Origin of the sequence: Pseudoxanthomonas sp. X-1 (assembly GCF_020042665.1) — a bacterium.
GTDB classification, from domain to species: domain Bacteria; phylum Pseudomonadota; class Gammaproteobacteria; order Xanthomonadales; family Xanthomonadaceae; genus Pseudoxanthomonas_A; species Pseudoxanthomonas_A spadix_A.
In genome coordinates, this window is record NZ_CP083376.1 from 4,250,178 (window position 1) to 4,272,644 (window position 22,467).

Here is a 22,467-nt window from a genome sequence, read left to right on the forward strand (position 1 = left end):
GGCCGACCCGGGCGCGCTGCGATCGCCACGCGCCCGGGGCCACGCTCCATCCCGCGACACCCTCTACCGTCTTCCGCGTTCGCGGGAATGACGAATTCGGCAAGCCGTCCCGGCGACGCGCAACGCGCGTCAGCATCCCGATCAGTGCACCAGATCCCCAGCCGGACGCTCGCCGCGCTCCACCCACGTGTGCAGCGCATTCCATGCCGCCACCGTCTGCGCCGGATCGAAGCCGCAGTGCGTATAGCCCACCACCCCGCCGATCGGCAGCGCCATCTTCACCCCCGGCACGGTGAACTGCACCAGGCGCGCGTCGTTGCCGGCCTGGTGCACGATGCGACCCAGCCCCTGCGACTGCGCATAGGGCACCAGCGAATCGATCCGGTTGTGCAGCGTCACCAGCGGCACCTGGAAGCGGCCGGTGGCCTGGTGCCAGCGTCGCGCGTAGGCGATGGCCGCCGGGTCGGCGCCGAAGCGCTGCACCTGCCGGTTGAACACGGCCTGCTCCTTCGCGCTCATGCCCGGCACGCGATAGACCTTGCCCTGGGTGCCGTACAGCTGGCCGCCCATGGTCTGGCGCAGGTCGTCCGCGCCCAGGGCGAGGGTGAGCAGCGGGTAGGCGACCGAGGCCGGCTCGTTCTCGAAGCCGCCGATCGCCGCCACCTGCCGCGCGATGCGCGCCTCGGGCCCGTCGGGATGTTCCTGCGCCGCCTTGAACAGCGCCAGCACCGGCGTGGCGAGGCGGGTCATCTGCACCCCGCGGAACTGCTCCGGATCGGTCGCATCGCCCGGCGGCGGCAGCGGGGGCAGCGCGGTGCGCAGCGCGTCCTGTTCGCCAGGCAGGGCGTAGGGCGTGCCACGGGTCAGCTGGTTCCAGGCCACGCGCATGTCGAACAGCTGCGCGAACAGCGGCTCCCAGCCCTCGGTCACCCCGCACATCGCCAGTCCGCCGGCGAAGGCCTGCGGGTGCTGCTCCAGCAGCGAGAGCACGATGTTGCCGCCCATCGAGCTGCCGCTGACATAGACCTTGTCCGCGCCCAGGCGCACCAGGAAATCGCGCAGCCGCAGCGTGTTGACCGTCGCGGTCTCCACGCCCATGCCGGCCTTGGCATAGGCGCTGTGACCGGCCGCCAGGCCCGCGTCGTAGGCGGCCTTCAGCACCCCGGTCGCGCCGGTGCCCGGGGCGGTGGGGTCATCGAGCACGTTCACGGGGCTGCCCGGCGTGGAGTACCCATGCGCGTAGAGCAGCGCGTCGCGGTTCCATTGCGCCGGAATGGCGACGGCGAACTGGTCGCCGCCGAGCTTGCCGCCCAGCAGCAGGCCGCCGTCCGGGCCAGGCACGGCGCTGACTTCGGTCGCGCCAAGCGCGGTGGCATGCGCGGCCAGGGCTCGCTGCGCGCTGGTCAGCCCGGTTGGCGCCTTGGGCGAGGCGGTTGCGGAGGTATCCACCGCGGGGGGCGCGGCCGTGACGGCCTGGTGCGTGACACCGCAGGCGGATATCAGTGTCATGGTCAGCAGCGTCATGGTCATGCCGCGCGCACGCCGTGTGATCGCATTCATGCGGAACCTCCCTCGAATGACCGGCCGAGTGTATGGCCTTGCAGAGGACTCCCTCCATGGACATGCCGCGACCCGCTTCCGGCGAGAGGCCATGGGCAGGACCGGTCTGGACAAGGGCCCTGTGCGGCGCAGCATGACCCGGCGCAGGCGATCAGGCAGCGTGGCGGGGACAGGAATGCGTCCCTTCCATCCGCTGGAGCACCGCGTTGAGAACCGCCATCCTTTCTTGTGGAACCCTGCTCGCGCTGTTCGCCTCGATATGGACCGTGCAGGCGGGCGAGACGCCCGATCCGCGCGTGCCGCTCAACGGCGTGCAGGTGCCGCTGTCGGCCTTCGCCTCGCCCGAGGCGCGCGTACGCCTCCAGGAGATGCTCGATGCGCAGGCGCGCGGCGAGGGGCCGGGCCAGGACATCGCCGCGGCGCGCGCGTTCTACGACGCGCAGAACAGCGACCGCGTGGCGCGCATGCGCAAACTGTGGCCGGTGCGCACCAGCGAGCAGCGCTTCGACGGCGTGCTGGCCGACGTGGCGGAACCGGCCGACGGCATCGCGCCGGCCAACAAGGGGCGCGTGCTGATCAACCTGCACGGCGGCGCCTTCCTGTGGGGCGCGCGCAGCGGCGCGCTGGCCGAGGCCATCCCGATCGCGGGCGTGGGCAGGATCAAGGTGGTCTCGGTGGATTACCGGCAAGGGCCCGAGTACGCCTTCCCCGCCGCCAGCGAGGACGTGGAGACCGTCTACCGCGCGCTGCTGCGCGACCATCGCCCGCAGGACATCGGCATCTACGGCTGCTCGGCCGGCGGCTATCTCACCGCGCAGGCGGTGGCGCGCCTGATCTCGAAGAAGCTGCCGCTGCCCGGTGCGATCGGCACCTTCTGCGGCGCGCTGGCCGCGCCCGATGGCGACTCCATCTACACCTCGCCCGCGCTGGAAGGGCAGAAGGTGCCCGCCGGCCCGCCCAGATTGTCGGACTATCCCTACTTCCGCGGCGCCGACCTGTCCGATCCGCTGGTGTTCCCGGCCAATTCACCGGCCCTCCTCGCCCGCTTCCCGCCGACGCTGCTGATCAGCGGCAGCCGCGACTTCGCCCTGAGCTCGGTGCTGCGCAGCCATGCGCTGCTCGACGCGGCCGGCGTCGACGCCGAGCTGCATGTGTGGGACGGCATGTGGCATGCATTCTTCGTCGACCCCGAACTGCCCGAGTCGCGCCAGGCGTATGCGGTGATCTGGCGCTTCTTCGATCGCCATCTCGGCCAGGCGCCGATCGCGGGCAAAGGGCGCTAGCCGTGGCCCTGCGCTACGCCACCCCGGCCGAAGGCCATTACGACTACCCGCTGCACGTGGGCCAACTGCTGCGCAGCGCGCTGGAGACGCGCAGCGGCCAGTCCATCCTCGGCAGCGACGGGCGCCGCCACGACTATCCCGAGTTCGGCCGGCGCGTGCATCGCCTGGCCAACGTCCTGACCGCGCTGGGGGTGTCGCCAGGCGATGTGGTCGCGGTGATGGACTGGGACAGCCACCGCTACCAGGAGTGCTACTTCGCCATCCCGATGCTGGGCGCGGTGCTGCAGACGGTCAATGTGCGTCTGTCGCCCGAGCAGATCGCCTACACGCTGCGCGATACCGGCGCGCGCGTGGTGCTCTTCCACGCCGACTTCGCCGCGCTGGTGGCGCAGCTGGCCGCGCAGCTGCCGCAGCTGGAGCGCTTCGTGCTGACCCATGACGGCCAGCCGCCGGCCTCGCTGCCGCTGGCCGTCGCAGGCGAGTACGAGGCGCTGCTGGCCGCGGCCGAGGATCGGCACGCCTTCGTCGACATCGACGAGCGCGCGCTGGCCACCACCTTCCACACCACCGGCACCACCGGCGAGCCGAAGGCGGTGGCCTTCTCGCACCGCCAGCTGGTGCTGCACACCCTGGCCGTCGGCACCACGCTGGGCACCCAGCCCGAGGGCCAGGGGCTGCGTCACGGCGATGTCTACATGCCGGTGACGCCGATGTTCCACGTGCATGCCTGGGGCCTGCCGTACCTGGCCACGCTGCTGGGCCTCAAGCAGGTCTATCCGGGCCGCTACGTGCCGGCGCAGCTGCTGCGGCTGCGGCGCGAGGAGGGCGTGACCTTCTCCCACTGCGTGCCGACCATCCTGCAGATGCTGCTGGACGCCTTCGGCCCCGAGGACCCGGTCGACCGGCGCTGGACCATCATCGTCGGCGGCTCGGTCCAGCCGCGCGCGCTGCACCGCGCCGCGGCCGCCAAGGGGATCACGGCACTGTCCGGCTACGGCATGTCCGAGACCGCGCCGGTGCTGAGCATCGCGCGCTCGTTCGCGGCGCCGGGCGCGCAGCGCGAGACCGAGCTGTGCAGCGCCGGGCACCCGGTCCCGCTGGCGCAGCTGCGCGTGGTCGACCCGGCCGGGCAGGCGCTGCCGGCCGATGGCCAGCACCAGGGCGAGCTGGTCGCGCGCACGCCGTGGCTGACGGCCAGCTACGGCAGCAACGTCCAGGCCGGCGAGGCCCTGTGGCGGGGCGGCTGGCTGCACACCCAGGACGTGGCCACCATCGCCGCCGATGGCCGGGTGGTGATCCGCGACCGGCTCAAGGACGTGATCAAGACCGGCGGCGAGTGGGTGTCCTCGGCCGAGATGGAGGACCTGACCGTGGCCGGCCCCGGCATCTGCGCGGCCTCGTACGTGGGCGTGGCCGATCCGCGCTGGGGCGAGCGGCCGGTGGCCTTCGTGGTGCCCGCCGAGGGCGCGCAGGTCTCGCTGGAGGGCGTGCGCGCGCACCTGCAGCAGCACGTGGACAGCGGCGCGATCAGCCGCTATGCCCTGCCCGACGAGCTGATCGTGGTCGAGGAGCTGCCGCGCACCAGCGTGGGCAAGATCGACAAGAAGGCCCTGCGCGCGCGCCTGGCGCAGCGCGACGCCTTCCAGCGCGATTGACCCGGCAACGCGGGATGCGCCGGCGCTGCCGGCTCGGCCTTGGGCACCCCGGCGGCGTGCAGACGCCGGCACGCACCGTCGCGGACCGGCAGCGCCCCGGCCAGCCTGGGTTTAACGCGCGGCTGCTAGCGTGCGCGGGTGATCCTTGCCGGCCCACTGGCCAGACGGCCTCCACCGGGCAACGGACACGCACCGCAAGGTCCGCCGCCATGAAATCCATCGCCGTTGTCTCCCTGCTGCTGCTCTGCGCCCCGCTGGCCGCGCTGGCCCAGACCCAGCCGCTGAACCTCAAGCTCAAGGACGACACCAGCTTCTCCGGCGCGGGCGATCCGCCCGGCACCTATTACGGCGACCACGGCGGGCCGGTCGTGGACACCGATCCGGCGCGGCCGGTGTCCGAGCTGGACGACGGCAAGGCCCACGTGCATGGCGCCTTCACCACCGGGATCGGCTATTCCAAGGGCTACGGCAGCAGCACCTACAACGCGGCCGACCTGAGCGTGGCCAAGGCCTTCACCAGCGACGAAGGCCGCACCAGCGTGATGCGCATGGACATCCACGTCAGCAAGAGCGACGGCCCGTTCGGCGGCGGCCCCTACGGCGGCTATTACGGTCGGGCGTATCCAGGCCCGCGCTCGGCCTCGGGCGCGGCGATGCGCTGGTCGGCCGCCGATGACTCGCCGTGACAATGCGGACAGAACCCGCCTGATCTGAACGCCCGCTCAGCTTGAGCGTTGACCCGGTGCGTTCGGCACCGCGACAATCCCTGCCAGAAGGGGAGTAGCTCCCACGCGCTGCGATCGTCATGACGGGCTTCACGCCCCGGTCCAGCGGCAACCGGCCCACTGCCAGGGCCGGCTGTGAGCGAGACCTTCGCCGCAACGGCGAAGGTGTATGTGTCCCGGATCTCCTTCTTTCCCGGATTCCGTGCGCTTCACTGGACTCGTCGCAGCCTTCGTCCCTTGGCTTACGCGTGGAGCATTCGCATGCAGACAATTGCAAACCCCTGGCTGTGGGGTGGATTCGTGGTGGTGGTGATCGCCGCCCTGCTGGCCGACCTGGTGCTGATGCGCCACGGCGGCCCGCACAAGGTCACTTTCAAGGAAGCGCTGTGGTGGTCGATCGGCTGGGTCGCCCTGGCCCTGGCCTTCAACGCCGGCCTGTGGTGGTACCTGCACCAGACCATCGACGCGGCCAACGCCAACCGCATCAGCCTGGAATTCCTGACCGGCTACCTGGTCGAGAAGTCGCTGGCGGTGGACAACATCTTCGTGTTCCTGATGGTGATGTCCTACTTCGCCGTGCCCGAGGAGCAGCGCCAGCGCGTGCTGGTGATCGGCGTGCTGGGCGCGATCTTCCTGCGCGCGATCATGATCTTCGCCGGCGCCGCGCTGCTGACCAAGTTCCACTGGCTGCTGTACGTGTTCGGCGCGTTCCTGCTGTTCACCGGCATCAAGATGTGGTTCTCGGCCGGCGCCGAGCCCGACCTGGAGGCCAATCCGGCGCTGAAGTTCATGCGCAGGCACCTGCGCCTGACCGACGGCTACGTCGGCCACGACCTGTCGGTGAAGCGCGATGGCAAACGCTGGTTCACGCCGCTGTTCGTGGTGCTGATCCTGATCGCGGTGACCGACGTGATCTTCGCGGTCGACTCGATCCCGGCGATCTTCGCCATCACCACCGACCCGTTCATCGTGCTGACCTCCAACGTGTTCGCGGTGCTGGGCCTGCGCGCGATGTTCTTCCTGCTGGCCGGCATGGCCGACCGCTTCCACCTGCTGCCCTACGGCCTGGCGGTGGTGCTGGTCTACATCGGCGCCAAGATGCTGCTGATCGACGTGGTCAAGATCCCGGTGCTGGTGTCGCTGGGTGTGGTGTTCGGCATCCTGGCGGTCACGGTGTGGCTGAGCCTGGTGCGCCCGGCCAAGCCGGCGTCAGACCCGAAGACCTGACCCTGGCTCATCGGTAACACCCACGCCGCGGCGTTCCATGCATGGGACGTCGCGGCGCGCTTGTTTTCGCACCCTGGCGGCGCCATCGAAGCGGGATGGACGCCTACCACCCCGACGATCCGCGCTACGACGCGCAGGCCCAGGCCCGCGCCGACCGGCGCCGTCTGCTGCGCGCCTTCAACGCGTCGCTGGCCTTCGTGCTGCTGCTGGTGCTGTGCTACTGGATGCAGTCCAGCTTCGACTGGCGGGCGCTGGCGATCGCGCCGCACCGCGCGGCCGGGCTGATCGGCGTGCTGACCGCGCCGCTGCTGCACGGCTCGGTCGAACACATCGCCTCCAACGCCATCGCCCTGCTGATGCTGGGCACGCTGGCCGGCAGCGTGTACCCGAAGGCCACGCTGCGCGCGTGGCCGCTGCTGTGGCTGGGCTCGGGCCTGGGGGCGTGGTGGCTGGGCGATGTCGGCACGCGCCACCTGGGCGCCAGCGGGCTGGGCCACGGGCTGATGTTCCTGGTGATCGGGCTGGGCCTGCTGCGCCGCGACCGCGCGGCGATCGCCGCCGGCCTGATCGCCTTCCTGTTCTACGGCGGCATGCTGCTGACCGTGCTGCCGCGCGAGCCCGGCGTGTCCTGGCAGGCGCATCTGGGCGGCGCGGTGGCCGGGCTGCTGGCGGCGTGGTGGCTGCGCCGCGCCGATCCGCCATTGCCGCGCAAGCGCTACAGCTGGGAAGACGAGGAGCTGGCCGCGCAGGGGCTGGACGAGGACGCCAGCACGTTTGAACCTCCTTCGCCGCGCGAGGTGCCGGTGCTCTGGCAACCGGCCCCGCCGCGCAATGGCACGGTGCTGGCCTTCCCGCCCCGGCCGCCCCGGGACGCACCGGACCAGCGGATAGACTAGCCGGCCGTCCGCTGCCGGCCCCGCCATGCGCTCAATCGCCCTCTCCGGCCTGCCGGCCATGCTGGCCTGCCTGCTGGCCATCGCCGGCTGCGCCAGCACCCCGACGCCGGCACCCGCGCCTGATCCACGCCCGCCGCTGACGCTGGTCGGCTACGTCACCGCCGGCGAGCCGGTCCGCGCCAGCGCCGCCGCTGAACTGGACGTGGCCAACTTCGCCTTCGCCGCACCCGATGCCGCGCACCGGGTCAGCCTGGGCACGGCGCAGAACGCCGCCGCGCTGTCGGAGCTGGTGCGCCTGCGCCAGCAGGCGCCCGGCCTGCGCGTGGTGCTGTCCATCGGCGGCTGGGGCGCCGGACATTTCTCCGAGGCGGCGGCCACGCCGCAGGCGCGCGCGGTCTTCGTCGACAGCGCCATGGCGCTGCTGCGCCAGTACGACCTGGACGGGCTGGACATCGACTGGGAATACCCGACGCTGGCCGATGCCGGCATCAGCGCCAGCGCCGACGACAAGGCGCACTTCACCGCGCTGCTGTCCGACCTGCGCGCGGCGCTGGATGCGCAGGGCGCGCGCGACGGGCGCCGCTACCTGTTGACCATCGCCGCGGCCGAGGGCCGCCTGGCCTCGGGCCTGGACCTGCCGGCGATCGCGCCGCTGCTGGACTGGATCAACCTGATGACCTACGACTTCTACGGCAGCCTGACCCCGACCACCGGGCACGCTGCCGCGCTGGGGCGTTCGCGGCTGGCGCCGGCCGAGGCGCGCACCACCGAAACGGCGGTGGACAGCTTCCTGTGCGCCGGCGTACCGGCGGCCAAGCTGCATGTGGGCATGGCGTTCTACGGGCGCCGCTTCGGCGAGGTCGCGCCGCGGCAGGCGGGGCTGCTGCAGCCCTACCGCAGCGATGGCGGCTTCATTTCCTATCGCCAGATCGTGGAAGGCGACCTGACCGGCAGCGGCGGCTTCGAGTCCCACTGGGATCCGCAGGCGCGCGCGGCCTGGCTGTGGAATCCGCGCAGCGCGCAGATGGTCAGCTACGAGGATCCGCGCGCCCTGCGCGAGAAGGTGGCCTACGCCCGCGCCCAGGGCCTGGGCGGGGTGATGTTCTGGGAGCTGCACCAGGACCACGGCCAGGACCTGCTGGACGTGGTGCGCCAGGCGATCGACGCGCCGGCGCCGGCCGCTGCCACTTCCGCCCTCACCCCTGCGCGCTAGCCGCCGGCAGCGGCGGCGCCGCGGTCGGCCGTCCCAGCGGATCAAGGGCGATCATCACGAAGCGCCCGCGCGTGCACAGCTTGCGTTCGCCGCTGAGCAGGTCCTCGGTGACCACTTCCACGTCGACGTTCATCGAGCTGCGCCCGACCTTGACGATGGTGGCGATGACCTCGACCAAGTCGCCCTTGCGGATCGGCTGGTTGAAGTCCACCTGCTCCGAGCGCGCGGTGACGACCGTGGTGCGCGCATAGCGCGAGGCGACGATGAAGGCGGCCATGTCCATCCAGGCCAGCGCCTGGCCGCCGAACAGCGTGCCCAGATGGTTGGTGTGGTCGGGAAAGACCATCTGCAGCAGGCGCGCCTCGGTGGGGCGGGCTTCGGCGACGGGGGCCTCGGACATGCGGACAAACTCCTGGTGGGGGGACCGGGCACACCTGGGTGGGGCCGGGCCGCCATTGTCGCGCGGCGGGCGGGCGCGCGGCGATCAGGCCAGGGCCGGGGCCGAGCCGGAAGCCGGGCCGCTGCTGGTGGCGCCTTCGCCTGCGGCCACCACCACGCGGTTGCGACCCTCGCGCTTGGCCTGGTAGAGCGCGCGGTCGGCGCGCCGCAGCAGCTCGTTGGGCGTCTCGCCCGGCTGCAGCCACGCCACGCCGATGGAGCAGGTCACGTGCAGCGACAGGCCATCGATGATCAGCGGCCGCGCGCCCACCGCGTCGTGCAGGGCCTGCAGCCGCTCGCTGGCGGGCGGCTGCAGGCCGGGCATCAGGCCGAGCAGTTCCTCGCCGCCGTAGCGGCCGATGGTGTCCGAGCCGCGCATGTTGTTGGCCAGGCGATCGGCCACGCCGGAGAGCACCACGTCGCCGACCTGATGCCCGTGGGTGTCGTTGACCTGCTTGAAGTGGTCCAGGTCCAGCAGCGCCACCGCCAGCTGCAGGTCGGCGGCGCGGGCGCGCAGGGTCTCGCGCTCGAGCTGCTCCATGATGCTGGTGCGGTTGTGCAGGCCGGTCAGCCCATCGTGGGTCGCCTGCACCTGCAGCGCGGTGCGGGCCAGTTCCAGCGCGCGCTTGTCGGCTTCCAGCTCGGCGGTGCGCGCGGCGACCAGGCGCTCGAGCTGCTGCTTGTGCTTGACGATGGCGTGCACGCGCCAGCGCCAGAGGCTGCCGACCAGCGCGACCGCCGCCACGCCCCACAGCAGCAGCATCAGCGGCGAGCGCCACCACGGCGGGCGTACCTCGAAGCTGAAGGTCACCACGTCCGACTGCGCGCGCCGGCCGACGTCCAGCGCCTGCACCTCGATCACCTGGCTGCCAGAACCCAGCAGCGGGAAGTCCAGCGTGCGCGAGTTGGTCTCGATCCACGCGTCCTGGCGATCGCGCAGGCGGTAGCGGAACTTCAGCATGTCGGTCCCGGCCAGGCTGCCGGGCGTGGACAGGGTGATGCGCACCGGCAGCTGTTCCCACGGCAGCACCGCGCCGGACTCGATGCGCTGGCCGCCGCGTTCGACCCGGGCGATGCGCAGCGTCACCGGCGCGCGCGCCAGCAGCTGGTCCGGATGCAGCAGGTGGCTGACGCCGCGCGAGGTGCCGATCCAGACCGAGCCGTCGGCGTCCTCGAAGAACGCGCCTTCGGAGATGTCCTCGCTGATCAGGCCGTTGGCCTCGTGCAGCCGCGTCCACTTGCCGTCCTGCAGGACGTCCAGGCCCATGCTGCCACCGACCCACAGCCGGCCGGCGCGGTCGTGGCGGATGAAATACGGGATCGCGTCGCGCAGCAGCGGGTCTTCGACTTCCTTGATGGTCAGCGTGTCGCCCTGGCCGATCGGCCCGCGGAACAGGCCGGCGTCGTCCACGCTGAGCCACAGGGTGCCATCGCGCCCGATCGAGAGCTTGTCGAACAGCTGGTTGGGCATGTCCCCGCGCACGCGGATCGGCGTGACCCGGTCGTCGCGCTCCAGCCGCATCACCCCGGCCTTGCCGGCGAACCACAGCCGCCCCTGCGCATCCTGCTCGACATCGCCGAAGCTCACCGCCGGCAGCGCCTCGAAGCGCCTGGCGACCGGATGGGCGAGGTCGTCGATCAGGTACACGCCTTCGGTCGTGCAGAGCCACAGGCGGTGGCGATCGTCGAAGAAGATGCGGCGCAGCTTGGCCGGCAGGGTCGCGGCGACCTTGAGTTCGTCGCCCTGCAGGCGCAGCAGCTGGCCGCGATACAGCGCCACCCACACCGCCTTGTCCGGGCCGAGGGTCAGCGCGAACACATCGCGCACCGGCTCGCCCAGGGGATTGTGCAGGGTCTCGATGCGGCCGCCGCCCGCCGGCAGGCGGTGCAGGTCGCGCTCGTTGCCGAACAGCATCGCGCCCTGCGCATCGCGCGCCAGCGACCAGTTGGGCATGCCCGCCAGGCCGTTGGCCGGGCCCCAGTTCTCCACCCCGGCATAGCCGCGCCAGCGCAGCACGCCCAGGCCACCGTAGGACATCCACAGTTCGCCGTTGCGGCTGGCCAGCAACGCGTTGGGTGGCACGTCGGGCAGCCCGTTGTGGGCATCGAAGCGCTGCCAGCGGCCGTCCCAGCGCAGCGTGCCGCCATCGCTGCGGGTCAGCACGCGGCCCTGGCTGTCTTCGGTCAGGTCGAGGTGGCGCGTGGTGGTGGCCAGCATCGACGGCGGCGGCACCGGGCGCTCGTCGAAGCGCGTCGCGCCCGGCGTCAGCACCAGGATGTGGCGCGGGCTGCGCGCCCACAGCGTGCCGTGGCGGTCGCGCAGGAACGCGGTCCAGGCATCGCGCGGCACGCCGTCGCCGGTGCCGTACACGCGCACCTGGCCATCGTCGGCGCGGCGACAGATGGTCTGGCCGCAGCCGAACCACAGCGCCTGGCCATCCCGATAGACCGCGCCCAGCTCGGCCAGCTCGGGATGGGCCTGTTCGGCGGCACGGTCGAACAGCGCGCGCGTGCGCCAGGCGCCGCCGGCGTCGCGGGTCGCGCGCAGGGCGCGGCTGTGGCTCAGCGCCACCGCGCCATCGGCCAGCGCCGCGACGTTGTGGCCGACCTCGAAGGGCACCGGCGCCCCGCTCGGGTCCAGCACGCGGACGGCCTTGTCGCCGTCCCAGAAGTACAGGTTGGCCGCGGTGGCCACCCACAGCCCGCGCCCGTCCGGCGCCGGGGAGGCGTTCATCACATAGGCGTCGTCCAGGCCGGCATTGGCCCCGACGCGTTCGAAGCGCTCGCCCTCATAGCGGTACAGGCCGCCGTAGGTGCAGGCGTAGACGTTGGCCTGCGGATCCTCGACCAGGCAGTCGGCGCCCAGGCTGCGCAGGCCATCGGCCGTGCCGTAGACCCGCAGCGAGGCCACCTGCGCCGCCGCCGGCCCGACCAGGCACAGCACCGCCAGCGCCGCGCCGAAGGCGCGGGCGGACCGGAGCTTGGCGATGGCTCGCGCCGGGGCGCGACGGGCGTGCATGGCGAAGGGGCGCGGTCTGCGGGGACGGATGTCCCCCGGACTAACGGCCGCTCCGCCGGCAACTTAAGCCGGCGGTCGCCTGAAACGCCCCAATGGCGCCGGTTTCCGCCCGGAAACGCTTCCAACCCAGACACGGCCCGGGTGTGGATGCTGCCTTCAGAAGGCGTGGTCGAACCCGACCTCGCCCTGCACGCCGACCTGGTAGGACGACACCCGCCGCTCGAAGAAGTTGGTCAGCTCCTGCACGTCCTGCAGCTCCATGAAGGGCAGCGGATTGCGCACGTTGTACCTGCGCGCCATGCCCAGCTTGGCGAAATGGTTGTCCGCGCAGTGCTGCAGGTACTGGCGCATGTCGCGGGTGGAGATGCCCGCCACGCCGCCGGACAGCACGTCCTCGGCGAACTGCAGTTCGCACTCGATCGCCTCCTCCAGCATGTCGTAGACCTGCTGCTGCATCTCCGCGTCGAACAGGTCCGGCTCCTCCTCGCGCACCACGCGCACGCCCTCGAAGGCGAAGGCCATGTGGCAGCTCTCGTCGCGGAACACCCAGTTGGTGCCCGAGGCCAGGCCCGGCAGCAGACCGCGCGAGCGGAAGTAGTACACGTAGGCGAAGGCGGCGAAGAAGAACAGGCCCTCGATGCAGGCGGCGAAGCAGATCTGGTTGAGCAGGAACTGGCGGCGGTGCGCGCGCGTCTCCAGGCGCTTGAGGTCCTGGATGGTGTCCATCCACTTGAAGCAGAACTCGGCCTTCTTCCTGATCGAGGGGATGTTCTCCACCGCGGCGAAGGCCTTGGCGCGCTCGCCCGGATCCGGCAGGTAGTTGTCCAGCAGCGTCAGGTAGAACTGCACGTGCAGCGCTTCCTCGTACAGCTGGCGCGACAGGTACATGCGCGCTTCCGGCGCGTTGATGTGCTGGTAGAGGTTCAGCACCAGGTTGTTGGACACGATCGAATCGCCGGTGGCGAAGAAGGCGACCAGGCGGTGGATCAGGTGGCGATCGGCCGGGGTCATCTTCGCATGCAGATCGGTGATGTCGATCTGGAAGTTGATCTCGTCCACCGTCCAGGTGTTCTTGATGGCGTCGCGATACATGTCATAGAACTGCGGATAGCGCATCGGGCGCAGGGTCAGTTCGAAACCGGGATCGAGCAGCATCTGACGGGGTTGAGCGGACATGGTGTGTTGCCTTTTTCTTGATCCCTTCTCCCACCGGGACCGGGGCCCCTGGGGTCGAAGGTGGCGCGAAGCGCCGGATGAGGGTTCGGCGAGCGCACGGGCACGGAGCGTTTGACGGCTCCGCCGTACGCTCACCCCAACCCCTCTCCCGTCGGGAGAGGGGCTCGCGACATTACTGGCAGGCCTCGCAGGCTTCCGGGTTTTCCAGCGAGCAGCTGACCGCCTCGACCGGGGTGTAGGCCGGCTTGGGGGCCTCGCTGGCGCCGTGGCTGATGGTGGCCTTGGCGATGCGGGTGGCCGGGCGCGAACGCAGGTAGTAGGTGGTCTTGATGCCCTGCTTCCACGCGTACATGTACATGGAGGACAGCGCGCCGATGTTCGGGCTCTCCATGAACAGGTTGAGCGAGGCGGACTGGTCGATGAAGGCGCCGCGGTCGGCGGCCATGTCGATCAGCGAGCGCATCGGCAGCTCCCAGGCGGTGCGGTAGACCAGGCGCAGGGCCTCGGGGATCTCCGCCACGCCCTGGATCGAGCCTTCGGCCAGCTTGATGGCATCGCGCATCTCCGGCGTCCACAGGCCGAGCTTCTTCAGCTCGTCCACCAGGTAGCGGTTGACCTGCAGGAAGTCGCCGGACAGCGTTTCGCGCTTGAACAGGTTGGACACCTGCGGCTCGATGCACTCGTAGCAGCCGGCGATCGAGGCGATGGTCGCGGTCGGGGCGATGGCGATCAGCAGCGAGTTGCGCAGGCCGTGCTGCTGGATGCGCTCGCGCAGCGCGTCCCAGCGCGCGGTGTCCTCGGGCACCACGCCCCAGGCGTCGAACTGCAGCTCGCCCTGGGCGGCGCGCGTATCGGCGAAGGACGGATGCCTGCCGCGCTCCTGCGCCAGCTCGCACGAGGTCTCCAGCGCGTGGAAGTAGATCGTCTCGGCGATCTTCCTGCTGATCGCGCGCGCCTCGGCGCTGTCGAAGGCCAGGCGCTTGCGGAAGAACACGTCCTGCAGGCCCATGCAGCCCAGGCCGACCGGGCGCCAGCGCAGGTTGCCGCGGCGCGCGGTCTCGATCGGGTAGAAGTTCAGGTCGATCACGCGGTCCAGCTGGCGCACGGCCAGGCGCACGGTCTCGGCCAGCTTGTCGTAATCGAAGTCGCCGTACTCGTCGAAGTGGCGGCCCAGGTTGATCGAGCCCAGGTTGCACACCGCGGTCTCCTCGTTGGAGGTGACCTCCAGGATCTCGGTGCACAGGTTGGACAGGTGGATCACGTTGCCCGGGCGCAGGGTCTGGTTGGACGCCTTGTTGCACTTGTCCTTGAAGGTCATCCAGCCGTTGCCGGTCTCGGCCAGGGTGCGCATCATCCGCGCGTACAGCTTGCGCGCCGGCACGGTCTTGCTGGCCTTGCCCTGGGCCTCGGCCTGCTCGTAGGCGCGCTCGAAGGCCTCGCCGTACAGGTCGGTCAGTTCCGGCACCGCCTTGGGATCGAACAGCGACCACGGCTTGTCCGCTTCCACGCGCGCCATGAACAGGTCCGGCACCCAGTTGGCCAGGTTGAGGTTGTGGGTGCGGCGCGCGTCGTCGCCGGCGTTGTCGCGCAGCTCGAGGAAGTCGTCGATGTCCGCGTGCCAGGTCTCCAGGTAGACGCAGGCCGCGCCCTTGCGCTTGCCGCCCTGGTTGACCGCCGCCACCGAGGAATCCAGCGTCTTCAGCCACGGCACGATGCCGTTGGAATGGCCGTTGGTGGACTTGATCAGCGAGCCGCGCGCACGCACGCGCGAGTAGCTCACGCCGATGCCGCCGGAGAACTTGGACAGCTGGGCGATGTCGCCGTACTTGGCGTAGATCGACTCCAGCGAATCCTGCGGCGAGTCCAGCAGGAAGCAGCTGGAGAGCTGCTCGTGCGTGGTGCCGGAATTGAACAGCGTCGGGCTGGACGGCAGGTAGTCCAGGTGCGCCATGCGCTGGTACAGCGCCAGGGCCTCGGGCACGTCCTCGCTCAGCGCGCTGGCGATGCGCAGGAAGAACTGCTGCGGGGTCTCGATCACCTTGCGGCTGTGCGGGTGGCGCAACAGGTAGCGGTCGTACAGGGTGCGCAGGCCGAAGTACTCGAACTCGCGGTCCAGGCCGGCGTCGACGGCGTCGTTGAGCTTGCGCGCGTTGACCTGCACGAAGTTCAGCAGGCGGTCGTTGATCAGCCCGACCTCATGGCCGCGGGCGACCGACTGGGAGAAGGCGTGGATCTCCTGGCCGGAGACCTCCTTGGCGATGAAGTTGGCCAGCAGGCGCGCGGCCAGGCGGCCGTACTCGGGCTCCTCGCCGATCAGCAGCGCGGCGGTGCGGATGGACAGCTCGTCCAGCTCCTGCGTGGTGGCGCCGTCGTACAGGCCGGAGATGGTGCGCGTGGCCACGCGCATCGGATCGACCGCATGCAGGCCTTCGGCGCAGCGCTGCACGGCGCGCACGATCTTGTTCAGGTCCACAGCCTCGCTGCCGCCGTTGCGCTTGGTCACGCGCATGGCCGTGGCGGTGGGCGGCGGGGTCAGCGAGAAGGCGGCGTCGGCCGGGCGCTGGGCCACGGCGGAATCGGTCTGGGTCACGGTCGGAACTCTCCATGCGTGGATGCACGCGTCGCGCCCTCCCACGAGGGAGCGACAGGGGCCGGGCGACCGAGGGTGGAAGGGCGGCGTCGCAGAAACCGCGACCGCACGGACGTGTCCGTGGTCGGGCCTTGCGTCAACAGCCATCTCTCCCTCGAAAGACACCGCGGCCGGTGCCGCGCGGTGTGCGTGCGCGCGGCTGTCGGCAGGTCTTCGGACTGAAGGGCGTGAAGCGCGCAACGCGTGGTGAGGAACAAGGGACGAGTGAATGCGCGACGCGCCACTCCCGTTTCTCGTTTCTCCCAACGCGCTCCTGCTTCTCCTAACCCACCGCTTCCCAAGGCCACGGGGGCCTCAGTGCAGATGGCGGGGTCGTTCCCAATCACCGCTGCGGGGCAGTGCCGGACTGGGCCGCGAGGCCGCACCGGCTTCCCTTTTGATCCTCGCGGCTTGGGGCCGCAAGGAACCGACGACCCCAAGATAGTGGGGTCATCCGCGCCCGTCAACGCCAAATGTAGTGACAAAAGGGAAGGTGCTGATGCCATGCGGGTTTCACGGATTTCGCCCCGTGGAGCATCGCCGGACGGTGTGCGCTGCGGCACGGTTGACGCGCCCTTGCCCACCGGTGTCCGATGTTGGGCAGGCACCTTCGGTCCCGTTGCGGACAACGGCACCCGAGCGCACGCGCGCCCCTACCGTCCACGAAGCCCCTGCCATGCACGATCACACCCTGTCCCCCCCGTCCGCGCTGCGACGCCTGCTGCCGTGGCTGCTGGCGCTGGCCGCCCTGCTGCTGGGCGCCTGGCTGCTGCAGGCGGTCCTGGCCCAATGGCCGCATCGGCCGGGCCTGCGCCAGGCGCTGCGCGACGGCCTGGTCTGCGCCGCGGCCACCGCCGCCGGCGCGCTGCCGGTGCTGGCGGTGCGGCGCCTGCCGCAGACGCTGGCCGACGGCCTGATGGGCTTCGGCGCCGGCGTGATGCTGGCGGCCACCGCCTTCTCATTGATCGTGCCCAGCCTGCAGGCGGCCAAGGACCAGGGCTACGGCGGGCTGGGCGCCGGCGGGCTGGTCAGCGTCGGCATCTGCCTGGGCGTGGCGATGATGCTGACGATGGACCGGGTGATCCCGCACGCGCATCTGGACCAGCAGGGCCAGACCACGCGCGTGGGCGGCCTGCACCAGTGGCTGCCGCCGCAGGTGACCCTGTTCGTGCTGGCCATCACCCTGCACAACATTCCCGAAGGCATGGCGGTGGGCGTGGCCTCCGGCTCGGGCATGGCCAACGCCGAGCCCTTCAGCCTGGCCATCGCGCTGCAGGACATCCCCGAAGGCCTGGTGATCGCGCTCTCGCTGGCCACGGCCGGCGTGCGCCGCGGGCGCGCGGTGCTGATCGGCGCGGCCTCGGGGCTGGTGGAGCCGCTGGGCGCGCTCGTGGCGGCGGTGGCGGTGGGCGCGTTCTCCACCCTGCTGCCGTGGGGGCTGGCGTTCGCGGCCGGGGCGATGCTGTTCGCGGTCAGCCACGAGGTCATCCCCGAGTCGCACCGCAACGGCCACGAGACCCTGGCGACCATCGGCCTGACCCTGGGCTTCTGCCTGATGATGGTGATGGACACCGGGCTGGGCTGATCAGCCGCCCGGCCCGAGCCCCGGCGGGCCGAACAGCGTCCGCAGCGCCTGCCGGGGCGAGCGCACCCGGCGCAGGTCGGCCCACAGCCCCAGCCAGCCGTGCAGGGCGATCCGCACCGGATGGTGGCTGTGCAGCGGTTCGACCAGGCCGTAGCGCGGCGGCACGCCCGGCAACTGCGCGCGGAAGCTGCCGAACAGCCGGTCGAACACGATCAGCACCCCGCCGTAGTTGCAGTCCAGATACTCCGGGTTGCTGGCGTGGTGCACGCGGTGGTGCGCCGGGGTGTTGAAGACGTATTCGATCCAGCGCGGCAGCACGCCGATCAGTTCGGTATGCAGCCAGAACTGGTAGAGCAGGTTCAGCGCCAGCGCGCCGAGCACCGCCGGCACCGGGAAGCCCAGCCATACCAGCGGGGCGAAGAACAGCGCCTGCCCGGTGAGCTGCGCGGTCCAGCCCAGCCGGTACGCCGAGGCCAGGGTGTACTGCCCGGGCGAGTGGTGCACGCAGTGGTTGACCCAGAACCAGCGGATCCGGTGGTCGGCGCGATGCATGGCGTAGTAGCAGGCCTCCTGGCCGACGAACAGCAGCGCCCAGTGCCAGGGCGCGTCCATCGTCAGGCTCGTCAGGCGCACCTGGTGCACCGCCAGCAGCACCGCGCCGGCCACGCCGGTGCCGAGCAGGCGCCCGACCAGCCCGCGACCGACCGCATCCCCCAGCGACGCCCAGTAGCTCTTCCAGTCGTAGGCCAGGCCGCGGCGCAGGCGCAGCCAGGCTTCGAGCGCCGCCAGCAGCGGCAGCGCCAGCGGGACCCACCTCAGCCAGGGCAGGTGCGGGGCCAGCGCGGACAGGACCATGGCCTTGGCCGCTTAGCGGCCCGAGCCGCTTCGGGCGGCGGACAGCGCCCGCCCGGCCGCGCGCAGTTCCTCGCGGGACAGCGCGCCGTCGTGGTCGGCGTCCAGCGCGTCGAAGTGCGCGTAGAGACGCGGTAAGCTGGCCTGGGCTTCGCCGCGCTGGATCAGGCCATCGCCGTTGGCGTCGGTGGCCTTGAGCTTCTGTGCCATCTGCTGACGGCCAGACGACGCGCCGCCGCCGGTGGCCTGCTGCGCGGACAGGGAGACGGGCGCCAGCGCGAGCAGCGCCAGCGCGGGGAGAAGGTGCTTCATGGGCGGGCCTCGATCGAAAGGGCGCGCCGCCGACACGGCGACGCGCGGGGGGTCACTTGCGACAGGCCACGACCTGGCCGCTGCTGTCCGTGCAGGTGCCGGTGTGGCTGACATTGCCGTCCTGCACCGTGGTCGAACCGGTATAGGACGCGCCACCGGCGGTGGTCGCGCTGGTGCTGCGCGCGCCGTTGACGCTGCCGTCGGCATCGCGACTGATGCCGCCGCTGGTGGTGAGGCTGCCGCCGGCGGCGCTGGTCGCGCTGGCGGTGCCCTGGCGCCCGGCGCTGTCGTCGGCGTTGCGGTACCAGCTGCCGCTGCGACGCGCGCTGCCGCCATCGGTGCCCTGCACGGCCGCGCCGCTGCGGCCGGTGGTATTGCCGTCGGCATCGGTGCGGCTGCCGTGGCCGCGCACATAGGCGCCGTTGGCGTTGCGTCCGGCGGCGGCCGTGCCGCGGACCTGGGCGCCATCGGCGGTGTGGCCGGCGCCGTGGACGCGCACTCGGCCGGCCCAGGCGTCGGACGGAACGGTGGACAGCGCGCCGCCGACGGCGAGCGCGGACAGGAGCAGCAGGGAAGTCGTACGCATGATCGGTTCCTCGCGATGGGATGGAACGGCGTCGAGCGCCGTACCGCCATGGTGGAAGGGCCGGGCGCGCGAGGTGTTTCGTCTCTGCCAGCGGATGTGTCCGCCGGGCGCCCCTGAAACACCTGCTTACAAACCGCGTTGTCGGCACCCGGCGCCGGACGCCATAGTGCGCCGCATGAGCGAGATCACCGCCAAGCTGCTGCTGGTCGACGACGACGTGCGCCTGCGCGAGCTGCTGCAGCGCTATCTGGAAGGCGAGGGCTTCGCCGTCAAGGCGGTGGGCGACGGGGGGCAGATGCGCCAGGCGCTGGACCGCGGCCATTTCGATCTGATCGTGCTGGACCTGATGCTGCCGGGCGAGAGCGGGCTGGAGCTGTGCCGGCGCCTGCGCGGCCAGGGCGACGACACGCCGGTGGTGATGCTCACCGCCAAGGGCGATGAGATCGACCGCATCGTCGGGCTGGAGATCGGCGCCGACGACTACCTGCCCAAGCCGGTCAATCCGCGCGAGCTGCTGGCCCGCATCCGCTCGGTGCTGCGCCGCACGCAGGCCATGCCGGGCGCGCCGCAGGCCGAGGGCGGGGTCGTCGCCTTCGGCCCATGGCGGCTGGACCTGGGCAGCCGTCAACTGAGCCGCCAGGGACGCGCGGTGAAGCTGACCAGCGGCGAGTTCGCGGTGCTGGCGGTGCTGGTGCGGCATCCACGCCAGCCGCTGTCGCGCGACCGGCTGATGAGCCTGGCGCGCGGCCGCGAGCACGAGGCCTTCGAGCGCAGCATGGACGTGACCATCGCCCGGCTGCGCAAGCTGCTGGAGGACGACGCGCGCAATCCGACCATCGTGCAGACGGTCTGGGGCGTGGGCTATGTGTTCGTGCCGCCGGAGGAGGCCGCGTGAGGCGCGCGCCGGGGATGTTCGCCCAGCTGGCGCTGGTCATCGCCCTGGTGCTGGCCGGCGCCGGCGTGCTGGCCGTGGTGCTGGGGCGCGAACTGGCCGTCGCCCCGGCCGCCGACCAGCTGGTGCGGGCCATGCGCGGCTTCGCCGGCCTGGCCGAGGAACTGGATCGCACCAGCGGCCATGCCGCGACCCTGGGCTACCTGCGGCAGGCCGGGATGGACGTGCGCGACACCGCGCCGGCGACCGATGCGCGGGGGTTCGCGCCGTTCCTGCGCGGCCTGCGCCAGCGCGCGGCGCGCGCGCTGGGGAGCGACCGTGCCGTCGTGCTGTCGCGCGACGGCGAAGGCGACCGGCTGTGGATGCAGCTGCGCACCAGCCCAAGGCTGTGGATCTCCTTCGGCGCCAAGCCGGCGCGCGGCAGCCGGCGGTTCACCATGGCCCTGCTGCTGGGCTGCGTCGGCCTGACCTGGCTGGCGGCGGCGTACTGCGCCCAGCGCCTGGTCGGCCCGCTGCGCCAGCTGGCCCAGGCCGCGCCCGGGCTGGTGCGCGGCGAGGCGCCGCGGCTGGACGTGCGCGGCCCGCGCGAGGTGCGCGAACTGGCCGACGCGCTGGAGCAGGCCAGCGAGGACGTGCGCAGCGCCGCCGACGAGCGCGCGCTGATGCTGGCCGGCATCTCGCACGATCTGCGCACGCCGCTGACCCGGGTGCAGTTCGCCACCGCGCTGCTGCCCGAGACCGATCCGACGCTGCGGGCCGGCATCGACCGCGACATCGCCGAGATCGACGCGATCCTGTCGCAGTTCATCGCCTACGCCCGCGACGGCCGCGACGAGGCGGCCGAGCCGATGGACCTGGCCCAGGTCTGCCGCGAGGTGCTCGATGCCGCGGGCGGGCCATGGGAGGTGCAGTGCCCGGAGGCCGCGCCGCTGCGCGGGCGGCCCATCGCCCTGCGCCGCGCGCTGGAAAACCTGGTGGCCAACGCGCAGCGGCATGGCGCCGCGCCGTTCGCACTGCGCCTGGTCGGCACCGGCGATGGCGCCTGGCAGGTCACCGTGTGCGACCACGGCCCGGGCATGGACGCGGCGCAGGCGCAGCGCGCGCTGCAGCCGTTCGTGCACGACCCGGCCGGTGGCGGCAGCGGGCTGGGCCTGGCCATCGTCGACCGCGTGGCGCGCCAGCACGGTGGCGCGCTGCAGCTGCTGCCCAATCCGCCGCGCGGCCTGCGCGCGGTCCTGCGCCTGCGCGGCGCCTGACGTTCAACCGGAACCTTCGCCATGCGTGTCCGCTCCGCCTGCTGTGCCCTGCTGCTGTGCCTCCCGCTGCTGGCCTGCGCACAGTCGCGCGGCGAACGCCTGCGCCACCTGCTCGGCCAGCGCCAGGCCGATGCCAGCCAAAGCCAATCGCTGCCGCCCGGCGCGCGCGTGCTGCGCGAGGTCGCCTACGGCCACGATCCGGCGCAGCGCTACGACGTGTATGCGCCGCCCGGCGCGCACGGCCTGCCGATCATCGCGATGGTCCACGGCGGCGGCTGGAGCAACGGCGACAAGGACAACCCGGGCCTGGCCACGCCGAAGGCGGCGTACTGGCTGCCGCGCGGCTACGTGCTGGTGTCGATCAACTACCGCATGCTGCCCGATGCCGATCCGGCGCTGCAGGCGCGCGACGTGGCCGCGGCCGTCGCCCATCTGCAGCAGCACGCGCGGGACTGGGGCGGCGATCCGACGCGCACGGTGCTGATGGGGCATTCGGCCGGCGCGCACCTGGTCGCGCTGCTCGGCGCCGATGTGGCGGCGCTGGCCCAGGCCGGCGCGCAGCGCCCGCGGGCGGTGATCGCCCTGGACAGCGCGGCCATGAATGTCGTGCAGATCATGCAGGCGCGCCACTTCCCGCTGTACGACCGTGCCTTCGGCGACGATCCCCGGAGCTGGAGCGCGGTTTCGCCCTGGCATCACCTCTCGCGCGATTCGCTGCCGATGCTGGCGGTGTGCTCGTCGCGGCGCGAGGACAGCTGCGCGCAGGCCCGCGGCCTGGCGCAGCGCGCGCGGACCTTCGGTGTCGCCGTCCAGGTGCTGCCCGAGGACCTGTCGCACATGCAGATCAACCGGTCGCTGGGCGAGCCTTCCGACTACACCCGCGCGGTCGATGCGTATCTGGCCGGCGCGGTGAAGTAAGCGGCGCACCGCGCGCCTTCTCTCTGACGACTTTGTCATCGCGCGCAGCGGTGTGCGCTGCGTCCTGATGCGCCCGCGTGCCCGTGTGTGGCTTGTCCGATATTTGAGAATCATTTACATTTGCGCGCCGCAGGCACCCGCGCCAACGCCCGCCTGCCTGGTCATCGGACGACCCTCGCCAGCCCGCCGCCTGGGCAAGCCTCCCACCTGATCCCCCGCCGTGCGTTCGCCTTCGCAGCGCGCGG

General features: G+C 71.6%; 18 protein-coding genes and 1 riboswitch. Of the genes, 10 read left to right on the top strand and 8 right to left on the bottom strand.

Features of this window, described 5'->3' with window-relative positions:
* Positions 1-141: 141 nt before the first annotated feature.
* Positions 142-1,560 carry an alpha/beta hydrolase gene (locus tag LAJ50_RS19015; protein ID WP_138653704.1) on the bottom strand — a complete coding sequence of 473 codons (1,419 nt, stop codon included), beginning with the start codon at positions 1,558-1,560 and terminating at the stop codon, positions 142-144.
* A 206-nt stretch (positions 1,561-1,766) separates the two neighbouring features.
* Between LAJ50_RS19015 and LAJ50_RS19020 the strand changes: the two genes are divergently transcribed.
* The 6 genes from LAJ50_RS19020 (at position 1,767) to LAJ50_RS19045 (ending at position 8,559) form a co-directional block, all read left to right on the top strand.
* A complete protein-coding gene (locus LAJ50_RS19020; protein WP_224096397.1) occupies positions 1,767-2,843 on the top strand; it encodes an alpha/beta hydrolase in 1,077 nt (358 codons plus the stop codon).
* Positions 2,844-2,845: 2 nt separating this feature from the next.
* The gene (locus LAJ50_RS19025) at positions 2,846-4,498 is read left to right on the top strand and encodes a long-chain-fatty-acid--CoA ligase (protein ID WP_138653702.1); all 1,653 of its coding nucleotides are present in this window, start codon (positions 2,846-2,848) and stop codon (positions 4,496-4,498) included.
* 209 nt (positions 4,499-4,707) lie between these two features.
* On the top strand, positions 4,708-5,184 hold the full coding sequence (locus LAJ50_RS19030) for a hypothetical protein (protein WP_138653700.1): 477 nt from the start codon (positions 4,708-4,710) through the stop codon (positions 5,182-5,184).
* 300 nt (positions 5,185-5,484) lie between these two features.
* Complete coding sequence (locus LAJ50_RS19035; protein WP_138653698.1) at positions 5,485-6,450, top strand: TerC family protein; 966 nt, start codon at positions 5,485-5,487, stop codon at positions 6,448-6,450.
* 95 nt (positions 6,451-6,545) lie between these two features.
* On the top strand, positions 6,546-7,346 hold the full coding sequence (locus LAJ50_RS19040; RefSeq protein ID WP_138653696.1) for a rhomboid family intramembrane serine protease: 801 nt from the start codon (positions 6,546-6,548) through the stop codon (positions 7,344-7,346).
* Positions 7,347-7,371: 25 nt separating this feature from the next.
* Complete coding sequence (locus LAJ50_RS19045) at positions 7,372-8,559, top strand: glycoside hydrolase family 18 protein (RefSeq protein ID WP_138653694.1); 1,188 nt, start codon at positions 7,372-7,374, stop codon at positions 8,557-8,559.
* Here LAJ50_RS19045 and LAJ50_RS19050 read toward each other — a convergent pair.
* The 4 genes from LAJ50_RS19050 to LAJ50_RS19065 form a co-directional block, all read right to left on the bottom strand.
* Positions 8,543-8,959 carry an acyl-CoA thioesterase gene (locus tag LAJ50_RS19050; RefSeq protein WP_138653692.1) on the bottom strand — a complete coding sequence of 139 codons (417 nt, stop codon included), beginning with the start codon at positions 8,957-8,959 and terminating at the stop codon, positions 8,543-8,545. The genes LAJ50_RS19045 and LAJ50_RS19050 overlap by 17 nt on opposite strands.
* An 84-nt stretch (positions 8,960-9,043) precedes the next feature.
* Entirely contained in the window at positions 9,044-12,016 is a 2,973-nt protein-coding gene (locus LAJ50_RS19055) for a diguanylate cyclase (protein WP_138653690.1), read from the bottom strand.
* 156 nt (positions 12,017-12,172) lie between these two features.
* Positions 12,173-13,192 carry a ribonucleotide-diphosphate reductase subunit beta gene (locus LAJ50_RS19060; protein WP_138653688.1) on the bottom strand — a complete coding sequence of 340 codons (1,020 nt, stop codon included), beginning with the start codon at positions 13,190-13,192 and terminating at the stop codon, positions 12,173-12,175.
* A gap of 172 nt (positions 13,193-13,364) precedes the next feature.
* On the bottom strand, positions 13,365-15,782 hold the full coding sequence (locus LAJ50_RS19065; RefSeq protein ID WP_138653686.1) for a ribonucleoside-diphosphate reductase subunit alpha: 2,418 nt from the start codon (positions 15,780-15,782) through the stop codon (positions 13,365-13,367).
* A 186-nt stretch (positions 15,783-15,968) separates the two neighbouring features.
* A riboswitch (cobalamin riboswitch) is annotated at positions 15,969-16,268 on the bottom strand.
* Positions 16,269-16,497: 229 nt separating this feature from the next.
* Here LAJ50_RS19065 and LAJ50_RS19070 point away from each other — a divergent pair.
* Positions 16,498-17,406, top strand: a complete 909-nt coding sequence (locus tag LAJ50_RS19070; protein WP_205957709.1) for a ZIP family metal transporter — start codon at positions 16,498-16,500, stop codon at positions 17,404-17,406.
* Here LAJ50_RS19070 and LAJ50_RS19075 read toward each other — a convergent pair whose 3' ends face one another.
* From LAJ50_RS19075 to LAJ50_RS19085, 3 genes are read right to left on the bottom strand one after another with little or no spacing between them, the layout of a single operon-like run.
* A complete protein-coding gene (locus LAJ50_RS19075) occupies positions 17,407-18,261 on the bottom strand; it encodes a sterol desaturase family protein (protein WP_138653684.1) in 855 nt (284 codons plus the stop codon).
* A 12-nt stretch (positions 18,262-18,273) separates the two neighbouring features.
* Positions 18,274-18,570, bottom strand: coding sequence for a hypothetical protein (locus LAJ50_RS19080; RefSeq protein ID WP_171044615.1), 297 nt, complete (start codon positions 18,568-18,570; stop codon positions 18,274-18,276).
* 52 nt (positions 18,571-18,622) lie between these two features.
* The gene (locus LAJ50_RS19085) at positions 18,623-19,156 is read right to left on the bottom strand and encodes a hypothetical protein (protein WP_171044614.1); all 534 of its coding nucleotides are present in this window, start codon (positions 19,154-19,156) and stop codon (positions 18,623-18,625) included.
* A 175-nt stretch (positions 19,157-19,331) separates the two neighbouring features.
* Here LAJ50_RS19085 and ompR point away from each other — a divergent pair, with 175 nt between their 5' ends.
* Genes ompR through LAJ50_RS19100 form a run of 3 tightly spaced genes read left to right on the top strand, consistent with a single transcriptional unit; the run spans position 19,332 to position 22,222 of the window.
* A complete protein-coding gene (ompR, locus tag LAJ50_RS19090) occupies positions 19,332-20,051 on the top strand; it encodes a two-component system response regulator OmpR (RefSeq protein ID WP_138653682.1) in 720 nt (239 codons plus the stop codon).
* Positions 20,048-21,304, top strand: a complete 1,257-nt coding sequence (locus tag LAJ50_RS19095) for an ATP-binding protein (RefSeq protein ID WP_130552737.1) — start codon at positions 20,048-20,050, stop codon at positions 21,302-21,304. Before ompR ends, LAJ50_RS19095 begins: the two co-directional genes overlap by 4 nt.
* 21 nt (positions 21,305-21,325) lie before the next feature.
* A complete protein-coding gene (locus LAJ50_RS19100; protein WP_138653680.1) occupies positions 21,326-22,222 on the top strand; it encodes an alpha/beta hydrolase in 897 nt (298 codons plus the stop codon).
* Positions 22,223-22,467 lie beyond the last annotated feature (245 nt).